The organism is Colwellia sp. Bg11-12 (assembly GCF_014076955.1).
Classification (GTDB): Bacteria; Pseudomonadota; Gammaproteobacteria; order Enterobacterales; family Alteromonadaceae; genus Colwellia_A.
The window spans coordinates 1-21,116 of the sequence record NZ_JACGUZ010000074.1 but is presented as its reverse complement, the minus strand read 5'-3'; the positions used below and the strand labels follow the sequence as shown (position 1 = coordinate 21,116).

At 36.2% G+C, this 21,116-nt stretch carries 15 protein-coding genes; 6 read left to right on the top strand and 9 right to left on the bottom strand.

The genetic code is table 11. The annotated features are described in order from the left end of the window. Positions 1-31 precede the first annotated feature (31 nt). Positions 32-1,993, top strand: coding sequence for a methyl-accepting chemotaxis protein (locus tag H4J39_RS12805; protein WP_182228816.1), 1,962 nt, complete (start codon positions 32-34; stop codon positions 1,991-1,993). Positions 1,994-2,734: 741 nt separating this feature from the next. On the opposite strand, the gene H4J39_RS12800 is transcribed toward H4J39_RS12805, so the two are convergent. Beyond that, positions 2,735-3,433, bottom strand: a complete 699-nt coding sequence (locus H4J39_RS12800; RefSeq protein ID WP_182228815.1) for a hypothetical protein — start codon at positions 3,431-3,433, stop codon at positions 2,735-2,737. A 745-nt stretch (positions 3,434-4,178) separates the two neighbouring features. On the opposite strand from H4J39_RS12800, the gene H4J39_RS12795 reads away from it, so the two are divergent. Together H4J39_RS12795 and H4J39_RS12790 are read left to right on the top strand one after the other, a co-directional pair. Beyond that, positions 4,179-4,700 (top strand): gamma carbonic anhydrase family protein, encoded by a 522-nt coding sequence (locus tag H4J39_RS12795; RefSeq protein WP_182228814.1) that lies wholly within the window; start codon positions 4,179-4,181, stop codon positions 4,698-4,700. Positions 4,701-4,794: 94 nt separating this feature from the next. After that, the gene (locus tag H4J39_RS12790; protein WP_182228813.1) at positions 4,795-6,570 is read left to right on the top strand and encodes a tetratricopeptide repeat-containing diguanylate cyclase; all 1,776 of its coding nucleotides are present in this window, start codon (positions 4,795-4,797) and stop codon (positions 6,568-6,570) included. Positions 6,571-6,656: 86 nt separating this feature from the next. On the opposite strand, the gene H4J39_RS12785 is transcribed toward H4J39_RS12790, so the two are convergent. Together H4J39_RS12785 and H4J39_RS12780 are read right to left on the bottom strand one after the other, a co-directional pair. Beyond that, positions 6,657-10,388 carry a translocation/assembly module TamB domain-containing protein gene (locus H4J39_RS12785; protein WP_182228812.1) on the bottom strand — a complete coding sequence of 1,244 codons (3,732 nt, stop codon included), beginning with the start codon at positions 10,386-10,388 and terminating at the stop codon, positions 6,657-6,659. After that, positions 10,385-12,181: an autotransporter assembly complex family protein gene (locus tag H4J39_RS12780; protein ID WP_182228811.1), complete on the bottom strand. Its 1,797-nt coding sequence runs from the start codon at positions 12,179-12,181 to the stop codon at positions 10,385-10,387. Before H4J39_RS12780 ends, H4J39_RS12785 begins: the two co-directional genes overlap by 4 nt. A 158-nt stretch (positions 12,182-12,339) precedes the next feature. Here H4J39_RS12780 and H4J39_RS12775 point away from each other — a divergent pair, with 158 nt between their 5' ends. Beyond that, positions 12,340-13,194: a universal stress protein gene (locus H4J39_RS12775; protein WP_182228810.1), complete on the top strand. Its 855-nt coding sequence runs from the start codon at positions 12,340-12,342 to the stop codon at positions 13,192-13,194. A gap of 67 nt (positions 13,195-13,261) precedes the next feature. Here H4J39_RS12775 and H4J39_RS12770 read toward each other — a convergent pair whose 3' ends face one another. From H4J39_RS12770 to H4J39_RS12755, 4 genes are read right to left on the bottom strand one after another with little or no spacing between them, the layout of a single operon-like run. After that, positions 13,262-14,131 carry a mechanosensitive ion channel family protein gene (locus H4J39_RS12770; protein WP_182228809.1) on the bottom strand — a complete coding sequence of 290 codons (870 nt, stop codon included), beginning with the start codon at positions 14,129-14,131 and terminating at the stop codon, positions 13,262-13,264. Positions 14,132-14,168: 37 nt separating this feature from the next. Continuing rightward, positions 14,169-14,957: a hypothetical protein gene (locus tag H4J39_RS12765; protein WP_182228808.1), complete on the bottom strand. Its 789-nt coding sequence runs from the start codon at positions 14,955-14,957 to the stop codon at positions 14,169-14,171. A 24-nt stretch (positions 14,958-14,981) separates the two neighbouring features. Next, a complete protein-coding gene (locus H4J39_RS12760) occupies positions 14,982-15,446 on the bottom strand; it encodes a hypothetical protein (RefSeq protein ID WP_182228807.1) in 465 nt (154 codons plus the stop codon). 19 nt (positions 15,447-15,465) lie between these two features. Continuing rightward, positions 15,466-16,437: a magnesium transporter CorA family protein gene (locus H4J39_RS12755; protein WP_182228806.1), complete on the bottom strand. Its 972-nt coding sequence runs from the start codon at positions 16,435-16,437 to the stop codon at positions 15,466-15,468. Between the two features lie 213 nt (positions 16,438-16,650). Between H4J39_RS12755 and H4J39_RS12750 the strand changes: the two genes are divergently transcribed. Together H4J39_RS12750 and H4J39_RS12745 are read left to right on the top strand one after the other, a co-directional pair. Beyond that, the gene (locus H4J39_RS12750) at positions 16,651-17,679 is read left to right on the top strand and encodes a DUF21 domain-containing protein (RefSeq protein WP_182228805.1); all 1,029 of its coding nucleotides are present in this window, start codon (positions 16,651-16,653) and stop codon (positions 17,677-17,679) included. Positions 17,680-17,714: 35 nt separating this feature from the next. Continuing rightward, a complete protein-coding gene (locus tag H4J39_RS12745) occupies positions 17,715-18,548 on the top strand; it encodes a mechanosensitive ion channel family protein (RefSeq protein ID WP_182228804.1) in 834 nt (277 codons plus the stop codon). Positions 18,549-18,695: 147 nt separating this feature from the next. Here H4J39_RS12745 and H4J39_RS12740 read toward each other — a convergent pair whose 3' ends face one another. After that, complete coding sequence (locus tag H4J39_RS12740; RefSeq protein ID WP_182228803.1) at positions 18,696-20,525, bottom strand: SLC13 family permease; 1,830 nt, start codon at positions 20,523-20,525, stop codon at positions 18,696-18,698. 476 nt (positions 20,526-21,001) lie between these two features. Further along, the coding region (locus H4J39_RS12735) for a RimK/LysX family protein (protein ID WP_182228802.1) at positions 21,002-21,116 on the bottom strand (115 nt) is incomplete at its 5' end.

Genomic DNA, 21,116 nt, shown 5'->3' with positions numbered 1-21,116 from the left:
GGTTACATTTACGATTATTTAATGAATTTTTATGAATATTCGCTCTAAACTAACGTTGAGCTTTGCTGCTACAGTTATTTTACCAATTATTGCTATTGCAATTGTCAGTATATCAATGACGATTTCTAAATCTTCAACAAGCTTTGTGGAACGCACTCAGGATGAGTTAAGACAAGTAGACAACGGCTTTCAACTGTTCTTCCAACAAATCAAAGCTAACGTAAAATTTTTAGCTCAAAATAAATTAACAACCCAACTTCCTGATAATACTCATACTTATATTGATTCTGATCATATGATGGAGCCAAAAAATGATTCTGTCGAAGAATTAAATTTATATAAGCTATATGAAGATTTTGGTTCATCACACCCTGATTTACTATACGTATACACAGGCACCAAAGAAGGTGGCTTTGTTCAATATCCATTAGAAGTGCTTGGAGGTTATGATCCAAGACAACGTCCTTGGTACAAACAGGCACTAGCCTCTCCAAACGCTCCAATTATTACTGAAGCATATCAAGATGTCATAGGAAAACCTGTAGTAACTTCTGCATTAGTGGTCAAAAATAAGCAAGGCGACATCATAGGTGTACAAGGTCTAGATGTTACCCTTTCAACATTAACGGATATATTAAGTAATACAAAACTAGGTGAAAGCGGCTATCTCATTCTTATTGATGAGTCAGGAACCGTATTAGCTGATGCCAAAACACCAGAGAATAACTTCAAAAATATTAAAGATCTTTCATCATCATCATTATTTTCCATATTACAAAAAAGTCCGAATCAAGATCATTTTTCTACCGAGCATTTAGGTGAAGATGTTGATGTTGCCAGTTATTATTCAAAAGAACTAAAGTGGCGTTTTGTTGGCGTTATCCATAGCGATGAAATTTTAGCGCCTGCATATAGTATGAGTCAGACCATTACCGTGATTGCCTTTATCATGGTTACATTATTTATTGTCATGGGATTTTGGTTAGCCAATCGTATTGTTCAACCCATTAACCGTGTGGCTGAAGGTTTACGTGATATTGCACAAGGTGATGGAAATTTAACTAAGCGACTAGAGATTGTTGGTCAAGATGAAGTCAGTGAATTGGCTCAATGGTTTAATCAATTTTTAGACTCGATTTATCAGCTTGTTGTTGATATTAAAACCTGTGCATCAACATTAAATGTGGTGGCTAATCAATCGGGTATACAAATTGCTGATGTAAAAGCAGTAAGCCATAAACAAGAACAATCAATAAATAATGTAAATAACCTTATTGCAAAGATGACAGATATCGCACATCAAACATCAAACGACTGCCAAGAAAGTTCAACGACTATTATGAAAACTGAAGAGTACTCAAAAAAGGGTATTTCGTTAATTTCTGTCACGGTAAGTGAAGTGAGTTCGTTAAATCAATCGTTAAGTGAATCATCTCAATCGATGAAGTCACTTGAACTAGAAAGTGAGAATATTACTAAAATATTAGATGTTATCAGAAGCATTGCTGAACAAACCAATCTGTTAGCACTTAATGCGGCTATTGAGGCGGCAAGAGCTGGTGAGCAAGGGCGAGGCTTTGCTGTGGTCGCAGATGAAGTGAGAACATTAGCGCAACGCTCGCGAGGCGCTACCGAAGAAATTGATGCTGTCTTAATGAACTTGCTCGATAAAACACGTGTTGTTTCTCAACAAATGGCCGTGAATGTCGAACAATCGAAACAGACTATCGAAAAAATTGAACAAGCGAATCAATCATTTAACGAAATCAGTTCTTTGGTTGGACAAATGAAGGAAAATATCTCACGTATTACTCAAGCCGCAGATCAACAGCGCAGTTCATCGGACTTGATCAATGACGATATTAGTGGCATTAATCAATCGGCAAAAGGTATTGTTAATACTGCTGATACATTGGCCGATGGTTCGAAAGACTTGCTTGTTTTATCCAAAGATTTAACAAATTTAGTCGGTCGCTTTAAAGTCAGTAATTAACACGTAATATTAGTATTAAGTAACGAAGCAGTATATTTTAACTATTTATACGACCCTGTAATAGATTTTTTTACAGGCTCTAGCCAACTTTTTTGCCCTACTTAAACGCCTTATTGTTGCTTAGTAAAGATTATAAGTAATGCGCCACATATACCAAAATATCGGTGAGTGCATTTCATATACTTTCCTTAGTAACCTAACACCTTATTAGTATGCGTTTCGATTTAAACCGTCGACATATCGAGCTGATTAATTCACTGACATTTTATATAATAGATTTAGTAAGTTACCAGCAAGCTTCTCTGTATTGAGCTTTTTTTATGAATAAAAATAACGAGCTATAAGTTATTCGATCCCAAAAATGGCACATTATGCATATATTTCAATCAGTAAAACACATAAAAAAACAAATTTTTGAGGGTTTAATTGAGATAAGCGCGTCTAAATTCCTGTATTACATAAACGTGCCAAATTTATCATTCAGTTATTAATTTAGTAGCAAAATGACTCATTATAAAATATATGAAAAAAATTCTATGTTAATTTCCACAAAGTGCACGCAAAAGACGTTAACACACAGTCGTTTTATAATGTGTTTTTAATGATTGTTAAGGTTAACTAATGCCACAAACACGACATTAGCACTTACTGGCTTGAATGGAGTTTAGATTAGTTTTTGTATTGAAAAGAAAAATCGTTAATTGTTATATTTGTCGCACTTCAAAGTTGATACCTGCCCCTTCATCGCGCACTGAACTTATTGAAAACTGTCTTTATAAATTGCCTAAAGTGGATAGGGATTATGACAAACAACGCTACCCCATTGTTAAAATCAGGGTTTAAACTACGGTAATACTGAATTTCTAGTTTGTCACTAGACTTAAAACCCTCAAGTTCACTTTCTGAGTAATTGCTTGCTCTACCCACGTGAATTAAGCAACGTAGACCGACCTTACTACTAACTTCACCGTTTGAGTTGAACTTTTGAAAGATATTGTCGGGCACTGGATGGTTTGGATGTGGCCAAATTATTCCAATGTTTTTTGCAATAGCTCGATACATAGCAGGGCTTAACATTGAGTCCGCATAGTAGATTTTTCGCCATGGGCGTCGTAACCAACACTTAAAGCTCTCTGATATTGAAAACTTGAAAGTATTACCACCTTTTCGATGTTCGGGGAAGAAACCAGCTGAAGCACGAATTACGATGGTGCGAGATTCATGACTAAACGTGAGCAAGCAATAACCGACTAATTTGACACCATCAAAATAAAGCCTTAACTTACGTTGAAAAGTACCCGTACCATCAAAGTACTTAGCTAAGTATGCATCTGGTGAAATATTTGAGAAGCTCAATTTAATAATTTCAGATATAGCTGCACGCTCAGAGTCCGATAACCATTGTCTACTTTGAGTTAAATCCTTTATCTGTAATTCCATAATAAAATACTCTATCTAGCTCTGGCATTACAGCATTATTAAGAGGAAAATTTCCTTATATTCAAAGGAAAAAGTGTGTTTAAAATTAAATTTTTATCATATCAGATTACTTTGTACCTATTAAAGAATCAACATCTTAAAAAATCCTTTGTATAAATATATATGTAAAAAGCAAGATGAGTTCCTCTTTTCTGGTGGAAAACAATCAAAATTACAATATTAGAACATAAATCTTTTTATCTATTCATTAAAAAACATAAAGCAAACTTCATATAGCTTCAGTCCGGTAAGCGCACAAAGTGAACATTAATATCTTTCTGTATCGACAACTTAAGAGCGAGTTTCAACCCGATGACTAAAAATCGATTTAGTTCGAAAACATCATCTCCTGAAGGTATTGATTTAAAGGGTTCTGCTTATTGATATAATCTTATTTGTAATATCTATTCACATATTGCCCTTAGCAGTAACCTCTTTTTAACCTATAAAGCCATTTGATTAATCTATGGGGTTACACCTTAATGTGCGCAGAAGATAAAAAATAAGTTTCAGGTATTTATACTCAACAAAATTGAGTTCCCTATTATCTTTAATCATCAAGGTAAAGTGTGGAGTATATTCCCTTAAATTAGTTAATTAACGTGATACCAACAACAATACACAGATTATTAAGCGACAAAGTTAATGAATGTTAATGTCTAATTCGTTATATTCAATGTATATATTAATATTGAGGTTTCAAGATATGATCTACCAGTTAGGTGAACTTTCCCCCAAGATTCCTAAAAGCTGCTTTATAGCACCCAACGCTTCTGTAATAGGCAATGTAGACTTAAGCGAAAATGTCAGTATTTGGTTTAATGTCGTGATCAGAGCCGATTTAGCACAAGTAAAGATAGCGAAAAACTCTAATATTCAAGACGGGTCTATTCTACATGTTGATAAAGGTTTCCCTATTAACATTGCTGAAAATGTAACTATTGGTCATAAAGTGATGTTACATGGTTGCACCATAGGTGAAGGGAGTTTAATTGGTATCAATGCTGTGGTGTTAAATGGCGCTATAGTTGGCAAAAATTGCTTAGTGGGTGCTAATGCTTTAGTGACCGAAAACATGGTCATTCCTGATGGGAGTTTGGTATTAGGCTCACCTGCAAAAGTGGTTAAACAGCTCGATGAAAAAACCAAAATAATGATCGCAGCAGGCGCAGCTCATTATGTGCAGAACAATCATCACTACAAAAAAGAGCTAAAGCAAATAGATTAGAGCATCGTCTGTGTTATTTAATTTTTATTGTTTTATCTATTGATTAAAATATGAGATGGTTATCATAGGATTACAAGGAAGCAGCAGGTTCACAATGACTAAATGGTTACTAATACTTATAATGTCCTTAGCAATAACCTCTCCTGTTTTATCTAATGAAGTGAATGTTGATTCATTAAAAGCAACATTAACAGAACTTTCCCTCGATGATGCAGCGCGAATACAACCATTAGTTGCGTTGGCAAATTTTTATATTTATATCGACCCCGTCAAAACAGCAAGCTATGCCACACAAGCATTAGCCATTTCTAGCATTGATGATGATCATTTCAATAAAGCTAAATTATTACGCTTACTCGGGCAGGCACAGATGTATCAAGGCTTAAATCAAGAAGCTTTCACACATTTAAATCAAGCCATAAACAGTTCAAACAATAGCAAAGACGTTCATTTAATCTCTGTTGCAAATAGAGCAATGGGCGTATTTTACGAGCTTATTATTGATCATGACAATGCTGTAAAATATTATATTGAAGCATTAAAGTTTGCCAAGTTAAGTGATCAAAAAGAAGATTTAGCCATGGTTTATAATAATTTAGGCAATGTACTCAATTCTCAAAATGACTATGCCAATGCAGCTAAATATTTTGAAAAATCAATCATAATTAACACTGAGCTCAATGATATTGCAATGAAAATGAATGCTTCTGTTGGTTTAAGTGTCTCTTTCCTAAAATCAGGTTCTCCCCTTAAAGCTCAAGAGTTACTGGAAAATGTACTCAGTAATCGTTCTTATATTAGTGATTTTAGCTTTAGTGAAGCATCGGTCAATTTAGCCCATGTTTATAAATCATTAAAAGAATTTTCTGCTGCGAAATCTCTATATAACTTTGTTATTAATGATAAAAAAGGTAGTGCTTACCCACCTGCTGTAGCCTCAGCATACTTAGGCCTTGCTGACGTTTTAATTCAGACAAACCAAATAAAAGCAGCCATTGATTTATATCAACAAGGTATTATTAAGGTAAAGAATAAAATATCAGTAGAAAGTGAAATGGCATTGTATGAAAACTTAGCTAAATTAGAATTAAGCCAAGAGAACTTTGAAGCGGCGTCGGCCGTTCAAACAGAATACATTAAGCGAAGAAATCAAATACAACCTTTAATACAAAAAGGTCTCGTTCAGAAGTTGGAAAACCAATTACAAATGGAACGAGATTATATAAAATTGCAAGATGAATTACTTATTAGCGAACGAGACTCTCGACACGCTTCAATGTACTTATTTGCGGTGATTATTATTTCTTTAATCACTCTCGTGTTATTTCTGATATTAATGATAAGAAAACAGGTGATCTCTCGTTTAGAAGCGACCAATAAAACATTAAAGAAAGCGGCTGAAACCGACCATTTAACTGGTATTGGTAATCGCCGATTTCTTGATCATAAAATCAGTACCTTTAAAGGGCAAGACATACAAATGGCCTTTTTACTCATCGATGTTGACCACTTTAAAGATATCAATGACACTTTTGGTCACGATGCTGGTGATAAAGTACTGGTTGCCATTGCCGAAAATATCAATAGGTTGTGTCGAAAAGATGACTTGTTTGCCCGTATAGGTGGAGAAGAGTTTGTTATTTTAACTATGAATAGCGATGAAAAATCAGCCTGTTATTTTGCTGAGAGAGTGAGAAGTAGCATTGAAGTTATGGCCAGACCCTTTGAATCAAAAGTAACAGCAAGTATTGGTGTTGCTTTTGGCAATATGAACAATGCTAATTACGATGAACTATATAAAAAAGCGGATATAGCCCTTTACTCTGCTAAAGACAAAGGACGTAATAAGGTGCTCTTGTTTACGCAGTAAAGGGCTTAATGATATTCATTCGCGGTGCTAACGGGCATTAACCCGTAAAGCTGATTACGACTAGGTTATTATGACTAATCGTTTATTTACTTTATGTCAAAAGAATAGTAAATGTCGGCAGAGTTTTCTAAGCCCGACACTGTTTCAACCCACAACCGACTTAATAAATAGAACCTCACCGTTAATTCATTAATAGGCTCCATAATACCCACACCATATTTAATATAAACTTGGTCACCTAAATAACCGGCTATGGAAGCTTGTTCGTCGTCACCATCAATTTCAATTCTATTGATCAGTGGCAACTTTTCTATTTGGGTGAGTACCCCCGAAAAATTTGTTAACGCTGACCCTAAAGCCACACCAATTGCCGTATTACTGTCACTCGTTTCTGCATCTAACCCTCGACCTCTGACTAAGTATGACAAGGTTTCAGATTGTTGCATTGTGGGTTTTGAAAATAATTTAATATTTAAACTATTAGCTAAACCTGTCGCATCAATACCCACGATAATATTCTCTTTCTCAATACTACGTGTTGCTTGCATCGTTACATAAGGGTTATTTGCTGTGCCATTAAAAGAAATAATGCCTTTTGTTATCGATAAATCCTGTCCATAAGCGCGATAACGACCTTGGGGGATTTTTAAACTACCAAAGAGTTGCAAGGGCTGGTTAGCTTGCTGGCTCACTTGTAGTTCACCGCCTAAACGCCCAACAAACCCTTGGCCTTCAACGTTGAAAGCGTCAGCAATAACCACACGAACATTGGTATAGAGTTCAAATGGCTTTTCATTAGCCACTTGTTCGCCTGTATCATCAACAATAATCACGTCTTTACTTAAGCTAACACTTCCTTGGGGTAATTTATTAACCAATAATTTGCCATCAAGTACCTCAATGCGGCCTGATACTTTAAGCTCTGACGCTTTTATTTGTGCATTGAGGTGGGGAGAAACGGTTAATGTAAGATCAGGAGGAATCGAAAAATGTAGTGATTCACCGTCAAAATCAAAATTACCTTTCAATTCATCTTGCCAGTCAGCGTCACCTTTAACCGTGGCTGCTGCATTATTAATATTAAGACCTCCAGAAATAACCGCTTGTTGCCCTTTAAAGTCAAAAGCCATGTTAATATCCTCTAAGGTATTAATATTGCCTAAAATTTTAGCTTTTCCTTGGGTTAGTTTTATTCCACCATTTATGGTCGGTTTATCTAAATCTCCAACAATGGTGAGCGAAGTATTTAAGAGACCTTCCAATGACGTGAGCTCGGGTAAGAAAACCTGCAATGGTGAAAGGTTAAGGTCATTAATAATAAGTTGACTATCTATAGTTCGATTATCGGCAAATAAGACAACACTACTGAGATTGACTATTTCAGTAGTGGCTTGAGAAAGCAAAGCAATATTTGCTGTAACACTTTCATTATTCAGTTGTAAATTCAATTGGCCTTTTTGCCACGCAAGTAATTTATGTAAGCTACCTTCTTTTTTTACTGCTAATTGTCCGTCACTAATGACTAATTTAGCGTTAACTGATGGCACTTCATCTTGTTGCCAACCTATAGCAACATTCCCTGCAAACGTACTCTGAAAAATAATGTTTTCAGGAATAAAAGGGCTTAAAAGATCACTACCTAATTTAATGGCTAACGTTAATTCACCTTCCGTAAGCTTTACAGTCGTATCATCAATGAGGCAAAGCTGTGAAGTTGTTCCAAGCCAACAGTGTTTATTCAAGGCAAGGGTATTATTGGCATTATCATATAGTAGTTTAAGTGGCTGAGTAGATTTGAAAACATGTTCATCTAAAGAAAAGGTAACCTTATCTGTTTCCACTTTCCATTGGTCGTTCTGCGCAAAATAGTTGCTGTTAATCGATAAATCAATCGAAGAATCGCCAAGCCAAGCAACGTTTACCTTTTGCTGACTTAAATCACCTCGGCTTGCTAAGTTCACGCTATTAAGACGGTGATCCTTTAAGTTCAGTTCCTTACTCGTAAAGGACACTTGATGTTGATGATTATCCAATGGGCGATATTTCAGGTCAAAATTAACCGCATCACTGGAAACACCAGCCATTAATAAATCGGTTAACTCGCCTTGTAAATTAATTTCTGGCTGCTGAGTTGGGCCTGATATTGAAATATTCGAACGCAGATCACTTTCTATATCTTTAAACCATAAAGCCGTATTAACAATATTAACTGAGCCATCGACATGCCAGTTTTCATCGCTATACCCTTCGAGCTTAACCGCGATACCACCATAATTGAGGTTTATATTGCTAGCCGCTAGTTTACCCTTGTGGTTGATATCAATATTAGCTATTGCAGTAAGCGCAACATTATTAATTTCACCTTTAACGCTCGAATCATCAAGCGTAAACGCCCATTCGTTATCAAGGAGAAAACCTTTACTGCTGATCTGCCCCTGCACTCTGCCTGATAATTCTTTGTTGATATTAGGTAGGTTAATACCCGATGACTCTACCTTAATATCCCATAACAGGCGGCTGCCTAACTGTAATTCGCCTTTAATATCGAGCATGTTATTTGCGTGCGATTCTTCAAAATGTAAGGTGCTTATTTTAAAAATTTGCTCATCATAAGTTGCACTTAAAACAAGTGATGCGTCTTGATAACCAAAGCCACTGATATTACTTTTCAAATCGATCAGGTGTTGGTTAATATCGCCTTCGCTTTGTAATAAGAGTGTTGAGGGGGTAATAACCTTGGCAATATTATCAGGCAAGGTAAATTGGCTTACATCAGCCTTCAATTTATAAGGTAAGTTTGCATCAGTGACATTTACTGACATTTGCGCACTTAATTCTATTTCCCCCTCACTGCTTATATTGGTGACTAAATCAGATAAATTACCCTGCAAGGATACGACTTGTTTTGTGTCGTTTAGCTGTGGTAGTAATTCGAAATCTTTGATTGAACTCTTTAAAATTAAGTCAACAACATAGGGAGGCACAAAATCGACCTTTCCCTTCAAAGATAACGCGCCAACACCTTCAACTGTTGATGATAATTCATCGATTAACAGTTTCGTTTTAAACCATGATATTTTTGCAGCAGCATCAGTTGTCGCTAATAGTGTATTTTCATTACCCCTACTGTCGACTTCATTCACAGTCAATTTTTTAACAACTAACGACCTCACCGCTAACTTAACCGGTGAATAAAGCTTAGGCAGTGTTGCCAGCGGCCAAGCCATTTCAATAGGTTTTACTGATGGACTCTGCTTATCATATAACTTAATGTTGGCGTTAACCAAGCGCGCATTTTCTAGGTTTATAGATAAATGATTAACAATATTTTTATTGATAGATAAAGCACTAGAAAAGTCGATTAAGTTAACCTTTAATTCGGGACTTTTAATTTGCGCTCTCGCTAAAGAGAACTTTTTCAATTTTAGGGTGAAGGGTAACGTGAAGCTTGAAGAGTTAATCGCTTCTTCGACAAGTTCATTAGATGATGTTGCCTGCCCTTCTTTCATGTTCACTTGCAGTGATGCAATACTCAATTCATCAATACAAAGTTGGCTTTTCCACAGGCACCGTAAATGTAACTTAATACCAATATTTTTTGCATCAATAATCGTTTTATCATTTTCGATTGTTAATTGACCTAGCACTAAATCATTTAAAAGTGCGCCACTTTTGTACTCAACTTGGACAGAGGAAGTCGCGCTAACGGCATAAAGTGATAGCTTTGCTCCCCAAGGCGTTGAAAGTAATATCGCGAGAAAACAGAGTAAGCCCGTTATCACCCCTATTATTGTGAAACTTGCCCGTTTATAAGTCATAGCTCTGCACCAATACTAAAATGAAGACGCCATGAAGGGTTTTCTTCACTCAATGAATACCCTAAAGCAAACCTGATGGGTCCGATAGGAGAAATATAATGAAGGCCGGGTCCAATAGAATAAACAGGGTCTAACTTATCATTGTCATTAACACTACCTGCATCAACAAAGAGTGCCCCTCGCCAAGTCTTTGAAAAATAATACTGATACTCTAGGCTAGCAACGACCATATTAGTCCCACCAATAACGATTTCTTCCCCTTGATTAAGACCATCTGAAAGCGTGACTTTAGGACCAATTGATTGATAATCAAAGCCTCGAATACTTTGATCGCCCCCCGCATAAAAGCGTAATGAAGGAGATAACGCTTCTTCAAAGTTTTTGTCAACAATCACATAGCCCAACTCTACACGTGCTACCACGCGATGTTTAGGCGCTAACAATGAAATATATTTCCAACGCGCATTGAAACGTAAAAAGGAGGTTTCCGACGATAAACCTTCATAACTTCCTTCTAGGTTATAATATTGTCGAAACCCTTGAGTTGGGTCGAGTAAAGGGCCATCGCGGTCAATATTAGACCAAGTAAACCCTGGGATAAAATAATCGGCATCATCATAAACACCATCAGTGTCCCACTCCTCACTGAGATGTCTTAAATAAGGTTGGCGCAACACATCATCTTTAAGATAAACACGACCGACTTGAAAAGAAAAAAACTTACTCGTTAAATCGCCATAGTCATTTTTTTCTAATTCAGTCTGCAACTGCAAGACATCGTTGTTGGCATGCGATAATGGAATACTATAAATAAAATAGCCCGTTGGGTTAATCGCTGAATACGACAACCGTGTTTCTTGGCGATGTCCGTAACGGTTAACTAATGGTGTTTTCCACCCAAAAGAAAACCTTTCTTTTGTATCCGTTGCATAACCTAGCCCTAAATTAAATTGATGGCGCTTTGCTTTTTCTAATGACACATCAATAGGCAGTATGTTGTTGGTCGTACTCTCCGTTTCAGGTCGAACAACAACATTGCTAAAATACTGCGTTTCATCAAGTTCATTCTGCAAATTTTGCAACGATGTTTGTTGATAAAAATCGCCTTGTTTAAAAGAGATTAAAGGTCTTAAAACATCATTATTTATAGCAAAGTCAGTAAACTTTATTTCACCGAATTGATAACGGGGTCCGCTATCAAAGTGAACAATTATTTCTGCTGTTTCTAGGCTTTTATGTATCGCAATCGTAGATTTTATAAACTTACTATCAAAGTATCCGCGCTCTAAGCCAAGAGAAACAAGGTCTGTTTTAAACTGTTCATAAACACCGTGGTGTAATATATCACCTGAAACAATTGGAATTTTTCTGATGACTTCAGAAAAAACGCTATCACCTAGGGCGTCACCACTTATATTAATACCTACTTTTATTACGCGCGTTGGTTTATTTAACGTTACACCAAGCGAAAGCGTCCAAATATTTTTATCTACGTTTTTTTCAGTCGAACTGGTTACCACCGCACGATAATAACCCAGTGCTTTTAATGCATTTAATGCCTGTTTTTTTGCTGTAAAAACAAATGCCGCCCGTTCAGTGTCATCCTCTGGTAACGTGCCTAGGTAGGCATGAATATTTTGTGTTACTTCACGGGGTAAGTCATCGGTGATATGAACTAAAAGTGTGCTCGATGATGCAAGAGGTGAAAATAAAAAAAACAATATAAATAAGAAAAAACGACTATGCATTATGGTAAATTGCCAATGAACTTTAAAGCGATTAAATAAAATCATAGCATAACAGCATATCAGGTTTTGCTGATAGAAATGTTTTAAGGTAAAAAAGACTATCTATACATTCTTCCTTACTATAACTTTAACCATATTTGACGTGTTAACTAAGTTATATGAACGTATTAACCCAAAGGCATTATTCTACATGAGGAAAAGAAATGATAACTGAGCAACTAATTTGGTTTATAGATGGGCGTTATTTTTATAAAAATGTCACTTTAGATAAAATAATTCAGCTTGCCAATGCTCATCAAATGCGAATTAAGATAATAATAGATGCTCAAGTAAAGTCTACTCAGCGGTGGTATTGGCATTCAATGGTTGAGAATTCATCAACGGTTAATGAGGACTTAGCGGCTATCAATAAGAAAAAGCAAACGTTACTTAATGCGTTAGAAATGAGTGCGATTAAAGCCGAAATAATCATTACCGATACATCTAATCACATTAAAACCATTAATACTGAATTAGCAAAAAATAATAATGGCCTATTAGTTTTAGAAGATACGCCTCCAAAACAAAGGCACCCTATTTTCCAAACGCTAACAGAAATAAACGCCCCCGTATTATTACTCAGCAATAACGTCTGGAAAAAACCACTCAATGTTATTGGCGCAGTTGACCCATTGCACGAAAATGATCGCCCGGCTAAAATTGATGAACATATCGTTAAGCATTTAAAAAACTGGGAGGGATCATTAGCGATAAAATGGAAAGTTGTACATTGTTGTTATATATCCTCCGTTTTAACCCAATACAAAAGCAAAGTACTTTCGATGCACCGAGATGGGTTAAAAGAGTTTTCACGTCAGTTTAAGGTTCTGCAAGATCAATACACGTTAATCGAAGGTTTACCTGAAGACGCCTTAAAGACATATATTAACAAAAACCATATAGACATTTTATTTATTGGTTTGGTTAATAGAAGTATGCTCGATAAATTTTGGGTGGGCAGTACAACATCAAACTTTTTATACGAGCCACCGTGCGATCTATTACTGATTAAACAGTAAATTAATTACAGTGCGTTAACGATTAAGCATTCAACTATAAGATTAATGCTTAATCGTTGTTTAACCTTTACTCCTTCGACGTGCCATCTTCGGTAATTTTGGAATCAGCATTTAAAGCAACATCAAAAGGTTTACTTTGACTACCTGAATATAGGCTTATATGTGGAAATGGAATTTCAATACCTTGTTCATCAAAAGCTTTTTTAATATTCTGATACATCTCATTTTTAAGGGTAAGGAAGTTTTCTCTTTTTGACCAAACTGAAAATTGTATATCTACAGATGATGATCCGAATCCGGTTAAAATAAACAAGGGTGCTGGCTCTTCCAAACAAATAACATTTTTCTCCGCTATTTTTAATAGAACATCTCTTACATTTTCAATATCTTCTTTATAAGCGATACCTAATTTTAAGTCGGCTCTTCTGATCGGGTATTTTGTCATGGTGGTTACCGCACTTTTGATCATACTTTCATTGGGTATACGGACGAATAAATTATCAAAGGTTCTTAACTTAACAGACAGTAAATCAATAGAAATAACTTCACCTAAAATTTCATTAACTTTGATCACATCGCCAATTGAAAACGGCCTTTCTACCATCAGAAATAGGCCGCTAATTAAGTTTGATGCTGAGGTTTGTGAAGCAAAACCAATAGCAACAGTAAAAATACCGGCTGCGCCAAGCAATATCGTTAAATCTATACCTACATGCTTTAAAGCTGACAATGAAAATAGTGCCAACAACGTATAAAACACCGTTCTTTTTAATAAAAAGACGCCGTGTGTCGTCATTTTTTTTTCGACAATCTTTTCAATACCGCTACTTATCGTTTTAGCAATAAAGTAACCGACTATAAATAAAATAAGTGCCTGTGTTAATGTATACAAATGAGATACTTTGAGCGTATTAAAAAACTCATTAATGACTTCCATACAATATTTACCTAACCCTTGTTTGCTGAACTAATATTTACCCAAATAAATTACTAATTCTGCGTATTAATTTCCCATGCTCTGAAGACTCACGCGGAGCACTGATAGATTTGAGCGGAGACAACTCAGCCGAAATACTTTTCTCAACAATTAACTCAACATCAGCTGATTCATTTTCTATTTCGATAGTGATGCCAGATGTCCACAATTGATTTTTGTCATCGCCGTATAAGTGTAAGTAATTTACCGGAACATTAATTCTATTGATAATTAATGCTTTATCATGACTATTAATGACCATTATAGCTGTTGTTGCCCGATGAGGGTGTAAGTCTAATTCTTCAAGTTTAGTTTTTGCAGACGTATATTTCGCATAGCAGAGCTGACCATCAATGGTTGAACTGCCAAACCATGAATCAGAGGGGCGCCAAAAAGGTAAATCAACCAAACATTTGCCACTTGGAAATGTTTCAGCGTAAAACCAAATAGGTGTACTGATAAATAACTGTACTTTTTCACCGGCAAGAATGGTTAAAGGTGATGATGGACGCGCAATAACAGGACGGTCGGCCAATTTTGGGAAGACTTTTATTTTATCTGAACTGGCTTTCTCTAAAAATCGACCAATAACAGCATTGTTTTCTACGTTAAAGTTTTCGCCGTCAGAAAGCAAAATTTCGTGGTCTTCTTCTTGATTTTCAATGTTCCAAATATTCCACTCTGTGGCTTTACGCTTTATTAATATGGCTCGCTCGCCTACGCTCCAACACTTTTTCTCTTGTTGTTCATCAAATGTAAACTCGCCCCACCAAATATTGTTACTCATCGTTCACTCTTTAAGAATTATTTTTTAAAGACTTATTTTAAATACTAAGTCGCCAAAACCCCAAATAAAGGTACCTGTCATCAATAAAGAAACCTCTAAAATACCCAACTGATACCTAACATTGTCTTTAACAACGTCAATTTTATCGTCAAAGTTATCTTCAATCGTTTTAATTTCTTTTTCAATGTACTCTGCAGGCGCATTAATTTTTCTGAGCTTCATTTTTGCTCGTGATAAAACAACCCGATGTTGGATATTCAATTTACTTATTAACACTCTTTCAGCGATGATAGCGCCAATGCTTGACCACACACCAAGCAACACAATTAAGCACCCGCTTCGCGAGAGCCACTCTATTCCTAAGAACTGAGTTTTTGACAAATAATACCCCATAGAGATCAGAGTTAAAGAGAGTAACCAAGCCATTATTGGTTGCCGCTTTTTTATATTAATGACTTTATTTTCATAAAGTGTTTTTGAATCGCTCAATATTTTTCTTCTTTTTAAATTACAACCAACGTTTTTTCTTAAACCAGGCAATAAGCCCAACAGAAATAACTGACATCACTCCAAGTAGAGTAAAATAACCGTGTTCAAATTTAAGCTCAGGTATGTATTCGAAGTTCATCCCATAAATTCCTGCGAGGAAGGTCAAAGGTACAAACAAGGCAGTAATAACCGTTAACACACGCATGGTTGCATTTAGCTGATGTGAGGTAACAGACATGTAACCATTAATTAAGTCTCCACAAATATCATAATACATTTGAGAAAGACTCAGTAGTCGGTCAAGGCGCTCTCTTAAATCATTAACTGCATGTATTTCTTTGTCGGTAATAAGTGATGTTTCATCATCTTCAAGGTAACTGTTTAGGGTATTGCCCACAGTTACATGGTAATTAAACGTTCTTCTGATTTTAACTAACCGAGAACGATGTGCCGTAATTTCTCGCATGGTTGCATCGTTACCACTAACTTGAAACTGATCTTCGATTTTTTCTAAGTGTGCTTCAAAACTAAATAACTGCTGTAAATAATTACCACAGCTACTGTGAAATATTTTCAACGCTAAATGTATTGGGCTTCGGGCTAAATACTTTTCGCTGCTCGCGTTAAATAACGTATTTATCGCAACAGAGCTTTCAGGGTGACCGGTAATTAATACGCGTTGACCGATGAACATACTAATTTGTACGTGCTCAAACGTTAAATTGTCTTCTTTAGCAACAAAACCGCGGTAAAGCAGAAAAATAAAATCACTAAACAGTTCAACTTTAGGAGGATGTCTTTCTCTTTGCGCATCTAAAATAGCTAATGGATGACAACCAAATTGAGTTAATATTTCTTTTTCTTGAGATTTTTCAACCTTATCAAGATCAATCCATAGCGTAGTACTTTCATCTTGTTGCCATTGAGAGACTAACTCTTGACCACCGATTATTATCGGTGAAGAAGGTGAAATCAACATACATTTAATCATGAAAAATCCTTTGCTGGAATTAAAAAATAGCGCTGAAGTAAGCATTACACATCATAAGTGTTCTAAAATTTTATAAATGACACATTAATTTATAAACGATGCCATTATAAGCAATATTTTAGAATAAAGGTCAAATAATTAGTTGTGATCTCAGTGAGTAAAGTTAATAATTCACCCAATTAACGCTATTAACAGCCCTATTAGGATTATTACATGTCAACTGACATTATTACTTGGTGCGCTATCGCCTTTTGTATTACACAATCAGCGATTTTTTCAGGATTAAACCTCGCGTTTTTTTCCATCAGTAGACTTCATTTAGAAGTGGAAGCGAAAAAAGGCAACAAAGCCGCACAAACCATTTTACGTCTTAGAGACGATTCGAATTTCTTATTAACGACCATATTATGGGGTAATGTCGGCATTAATGTGCTGCTAACCATGCTGTCTGATTCAGTGCTTACCGGTGTCAGCGCTTTTTTATTCTCGACAATTGCGATAACCATTATTGGTGAAATTACACCTCAAGCTTACTTTTCGAGAAATGCTTTAAAAATGGGCAGCATGCTAGCACCTATTATTCGTTTTTATCAGATCCTGTTTTACCCTGTTGCTAAACCAACAGCACTTATCTTGGATGCATGGCTTGGGAAAGAAGGTATTACCTACCTTGAAGAAAGCGAACTTAGAAGTATTATCCGCCAACATATAACAGCTGAAGAAGCAGACCTTAATCATGTAGAAGGTATCGGTGCGTTAAACTTTTTTGCCTTGGATGAAATACAAGTGACTGAAGAAGGTGAAATAATTGATCCTAAATCAATCATTTCCTTACCAACAAAGTTAGATTTACCTATCATTCCCGTGACACAACAAAGTCCCGATGACCCATTTTTAATGCAAGTGAATGAAACCAATCATAGCTGGGTAATACTCACTAATGAGGCTGGCTATCCATTACTTGTGCTTGATGCTGATGGCTATTCACGTGCAGCTTTATACCAACCTACCGATTTTGACCCTTACAATTACTGTCATCGCCCGGTAGTGATCACTGATGAAACAACCCCCTTAAATGAAGCTATGCTAAAAATGAAAGTTAACACTTCTATAGATAAAAACTTTGATGGAGTGATAGAGCACGATGTATTGCTAATTTGGGGAGAGACCAAGCGTATTATCACTGGAGCCGATATCTTTGGTTTATTGCTTAAAGGCATGCTACCCAGTATAAGTAAGTAGGTTAATAAATATTTATCATGGAATGGACCAATAAAATGTACAGCTTCACTGAATTTACTGAGTTACTGTTTGAGTATAAGTTTATTGTTACCTTTTTAGTGCTTATGGCTTCTTTTTTGGTTAAAAATTTAATCATAAAAATAATAAAACTAAAGGCTAAACAAACTAAAAGATTAAAAATCAATATGGTAAGTAATATTTTTACCCTAATGATGATTATAGTGCTTTTTAACCTTTGGTCTGAAGAAATTCAAAAGTTTGCATTTTCAATTGCCGCATTTATTGTTGCAATAGTACTAGCAACCCGAGAATTTATTCAGTGTTTTATTGGTTTTATCTATATATTATCAAGTAGACCCTTTCGTATTGGCGACTGGATACAAGTAGGTAACTATGTCGGTGAAGTGCATTCTACTGATTGGGCAAAGCTGACCTTATTAGAAGTAAATAAAGATGATTATGAATATACCGGTAAAACGTTGTATTTACCGAATAGCCAACTGATAACATCAGTTATTAAGAATCTTAACTTCCTTAAACGATATGCTGTGCATCATTTTACCATTGTGCGTAATGACTGTGTTAACCCTTTTGATTTCATCGAAACGTTATATGAAAAAGCGAACTTCTATTGCCATGACTTTAAAGATGTCGCTATTCGCTACAACCATCTTATTGAAAACCGTTTAGATATAAAAATTGCAGGTCCTGAGCCTCATATTCAAGTTGCTACATCAGAACTTGGCGACACTCAGATATTTTTTACTATTTTTTGTCCAACCGAAAGTGCCATGGAAATAGAACAAAAATTAACTTCTGATTTCATGAACTTATGGTTTGAACACAAAGCCTTAAAAGTCAGCCTTTAATAGGTCACTTCAAAACCCCTCATTATTTTTATGTGTTAAATTGTATCGCCTCATCATTGATGAGGCTTTCATTTACCGATAATAGATTATGGTGAATCTGTGATTAGGCGCTTAAGGCAAACTAGGCGAATAGATTGCCCACTTCCTTTATAAATATAGCCAATTTAACAGTAATGACAGTGTTACCCACATGAGAATAATCAATGGAATACCAACACGCATAAAGTCAGAAAAGCGATAACCACCGGCATTCATTACCAATAAATTAGTTTTATAAGCCATAGGTGTTGCATAACTCAAGTTGGCGCCAAACAGTACAGCCAAAATAAAAGGCTCTGCTGGCAAGTTCAGTTGACTCGCTACAGAAATAGCAATTGGCGTTCCGATAACAGCCGCTGCGTTGTTAGAGACGATATTGGTGAGTATCGCGAGTAACAGCATTAAAGCCGACAAAACACCCCCTGGCGGTAGGCCGAACGATAAGGCAACAAAAACTTGGGCGATATATTCAGCTCCCCCTGTTGTCATCATCGCAGCGCCCAATGCTAAAGACGCAGCAACAATTAAAATAACCTGAGTACTGAGCGCCGATGACGCTTCTTGCCAATTTAAACACTTTGTTACTAACAAAATCAGCACACCACATATCGCACTAATTTCAATCGGTAAAATACCGAGCGCTGATGATACAACCACTGCCAACAAGGTGCCTAACGCAATGGGGGCTTTACTTGTTTGGGGTAACGACTCCGCGCCATCGATAATGAGTAGCCCTTGTTTAGCTTTCAATAAATCAATTTGTTCTTGCTCTCCTTGTACGAGAAGTACATCTCCGATTTTCAATCGGGTATTGCCGATACTGCTGCGACCAATTTCCATAGCTTTACCCGCTCGATGCAATGCGACCACTGATATACTGTGTTTTTGAATGAAATTGACTTGTTGTAAGGTCCGTCCTTCAACGCCCGAGCCCGCAATAATAACAATCTCGGCCAAGGTTTGTTTGTCAGCTTTTAACGGATGTTCGTCATCAACTTTATTTAGCCCTGAGAATAAGGTTGCCCCTAATACCGTTTCATATTCTTTTAAACGGTCGGGGTAATCATGAACTTTTAAACGGTCTCCCACCGTCAGTATTGTATCGGGCAAAGGCATAATATTACGATAATTTGCCCCGCGCTGAATACTTTCTATTTTTAACTGGCCATCAGTCAAAGCAATTATTTCAGTAATTGTTTTCTCGTTAGCTACACTTTCTTCGTTGATATTAAGATAAGCGCTAAATAAACGTGGCGATGTATCAGGCATAGAAGGTGTTCTACTGGGTAAAAGTTTTGGCGCAATTAGCCATAAATAAAGTACCGCAACAACAGAAGCAATAAGTGCAGGTTGAATAAAATCAAAGAGTCCAAATTCAACAGCGCCCATATTTTTTGCAATACTAACCACTAATAAGTTTGTAGATGTACCTATAGTCGTTGCCATTCCCCCAACCAATGTTGCTAACCCCATGGGTAACAACATCGGCGAAGAGTCTGTTTTAGTGCGTAATGAAACACTGATCAAGATAGGTAGCAATAACACAACAACGGGGGTGTTATTAATGAAAGCACTTAAACCTCCAGCCAAAATAAGCGTTAACAGCAACGACAGTGCAGGACTTATTTTCCATAACTTGGCCAAATATCGTCCAATGGGCTCTAAGGCACCTGTACGCACGATACCGTGACCAATAATCATTAATGAACAAACCGTCACTAAAGCTTCATGACCAAAGCCAAAAAACAATGAACTGGGTTCGAAATGGACGCCATCTACGTAAAAGGGAAAGAATGCAAACGCCAAACACAATACCGCGATAACAGACAAAGAAGAGGTTTCTAGGGGAATATCGTCTCGACGAAAAAGATATAAAGCAAATACGGTAATGAGTAATACCGCTAAAGCATGGTTATTAGGTAAGTCTGGAATATTCAAAAATTGATACCACGTTAATTTAATTATTTAGCAGCTAAAGCCACTGTTTATAAAGCTGATTCTAAATGGATATAACAAATGGTTACAAGTTAATCGCACCTATTGTAATTTTTTTAATAACTATAATACGTGTTTTCAATTAAGTACATACTCGCTAATCAATAGATATTTTTACCATGAGCTCGCTAAAGATTAGAATATATCAGCTAATAATGGCTTCAACAGCAATTAAGCTACTTTGAACAACATATATTCTAAACAGCGAGGAATTAACTGACGGGCAATAATAAGGAACTTGTAGTGACTAAAAACAACGGCAATATGATCTGCATATTGTTAGGTTATGTGATGCGAGTTAACCCGCTATTTTAGATATTAGGTGTCAGTGAACGATTCACCTTCTATGGTAATGTTCACAGAAGATGGATCGCTTGTAATGTATAAAGTTTATAGAGGAAATTTAACGTAGCTAACTTTTATTTTGACCCTAAAAACACTTTAGAAGGGTCAACAAGAAACCGCTTGCCAAGTGCTTCACGCCCTAACAACATTAAGTAACTCATGTCAGAGCGATCGGTTAAGGTTATTTCA

Excerpts from the sequence above, each read along its gene's own strand:
- H4J39_RS12805 (WP_182228816.1), top strand. The coding sequence starts at position 32 with ATGAATATTCGCTCTAAACTAACGTTGAGCTTTGCTGCTACAGTTATT.
- H4J39_RS12800 (WP_182228815.1), bottom strand. The coding sequence starts at position 3,433 with ATGGAATTACAGATAAAGGATTTAACTCAAAGTAGACAATGGTTATCG.
- H4J39_RS12795 (WP_182228814.1), top strand. The coding sequence starts at position 4,179 with ATGATCTACCAGTTAGGTGAACTTTCCCCCAAGATTCCTAAAAGCTGC.
- H4J39_RS12790 (WP_182228813.1), top strand. The coding sequence starts at position 4,795 with ATGACTAAATGGTTACTAATACTTATAATGTCCTTAGCAATAACCTCT.
- H4J39_RS12785 (WP_182228812.1), bottom strand. The coding sequence starts at position 10,388 with ATGACTTATAAACGGGCAAGTTTCACAATAATAGGGGTGATAACGGGC.
- H4J39_RS12780 (WP_182228811.1), bottom strand. The coding sequence starts at position 12,181 with ATGATTTTATTTAATCGCTTTAAAGTTCATTGGCAATTTACCATAATG.
- H4J39_RS12775 (WP_182228810.1), top strand. The coding sequence starts at position 12,340 with ATGATAACTGAGCAACTAATTTGGTTTATAGATGGGCGTTATTTTTAT.
- H4J39_RS12770 (WP_182228809.1), bottom strand. The coding sequence starts at position 14,131 with ATGGAAGTCATTAATGAGTTTTTTAATACGCTCAAAGTATCTCATTTG.
- H4J39_RS12765 (WP_182228808.1), bottom strand. The coding sequence starts at position 14,957 with ATGAGTAACAATATTTGGTGGGGCGAGTTTACATTTGATGAACAACAA.
- H4J39_RS12755 (WP_182228806.1), bottom strand. The coding sequence starts at position 16,437 with ATGATTAAATGTATGTTGATTTCACCTTCTTCACCGATAATAATCGGT.
- H4J39_RS12750 (WP_182228805.1), top strand. The coding sequence starts at position 16,651 with ATGTCAACTGACATTATTACTTGGTGCGCTATCGCCTTTTGTATTACA.
- H4J39_RS12745 (WP_182228804.1), top strand. The coding sequence starts at position 17,715 with ATGTACAGCTTCACTGAATTTACTGAGTTACTGTTTGAGTATAAGTTT.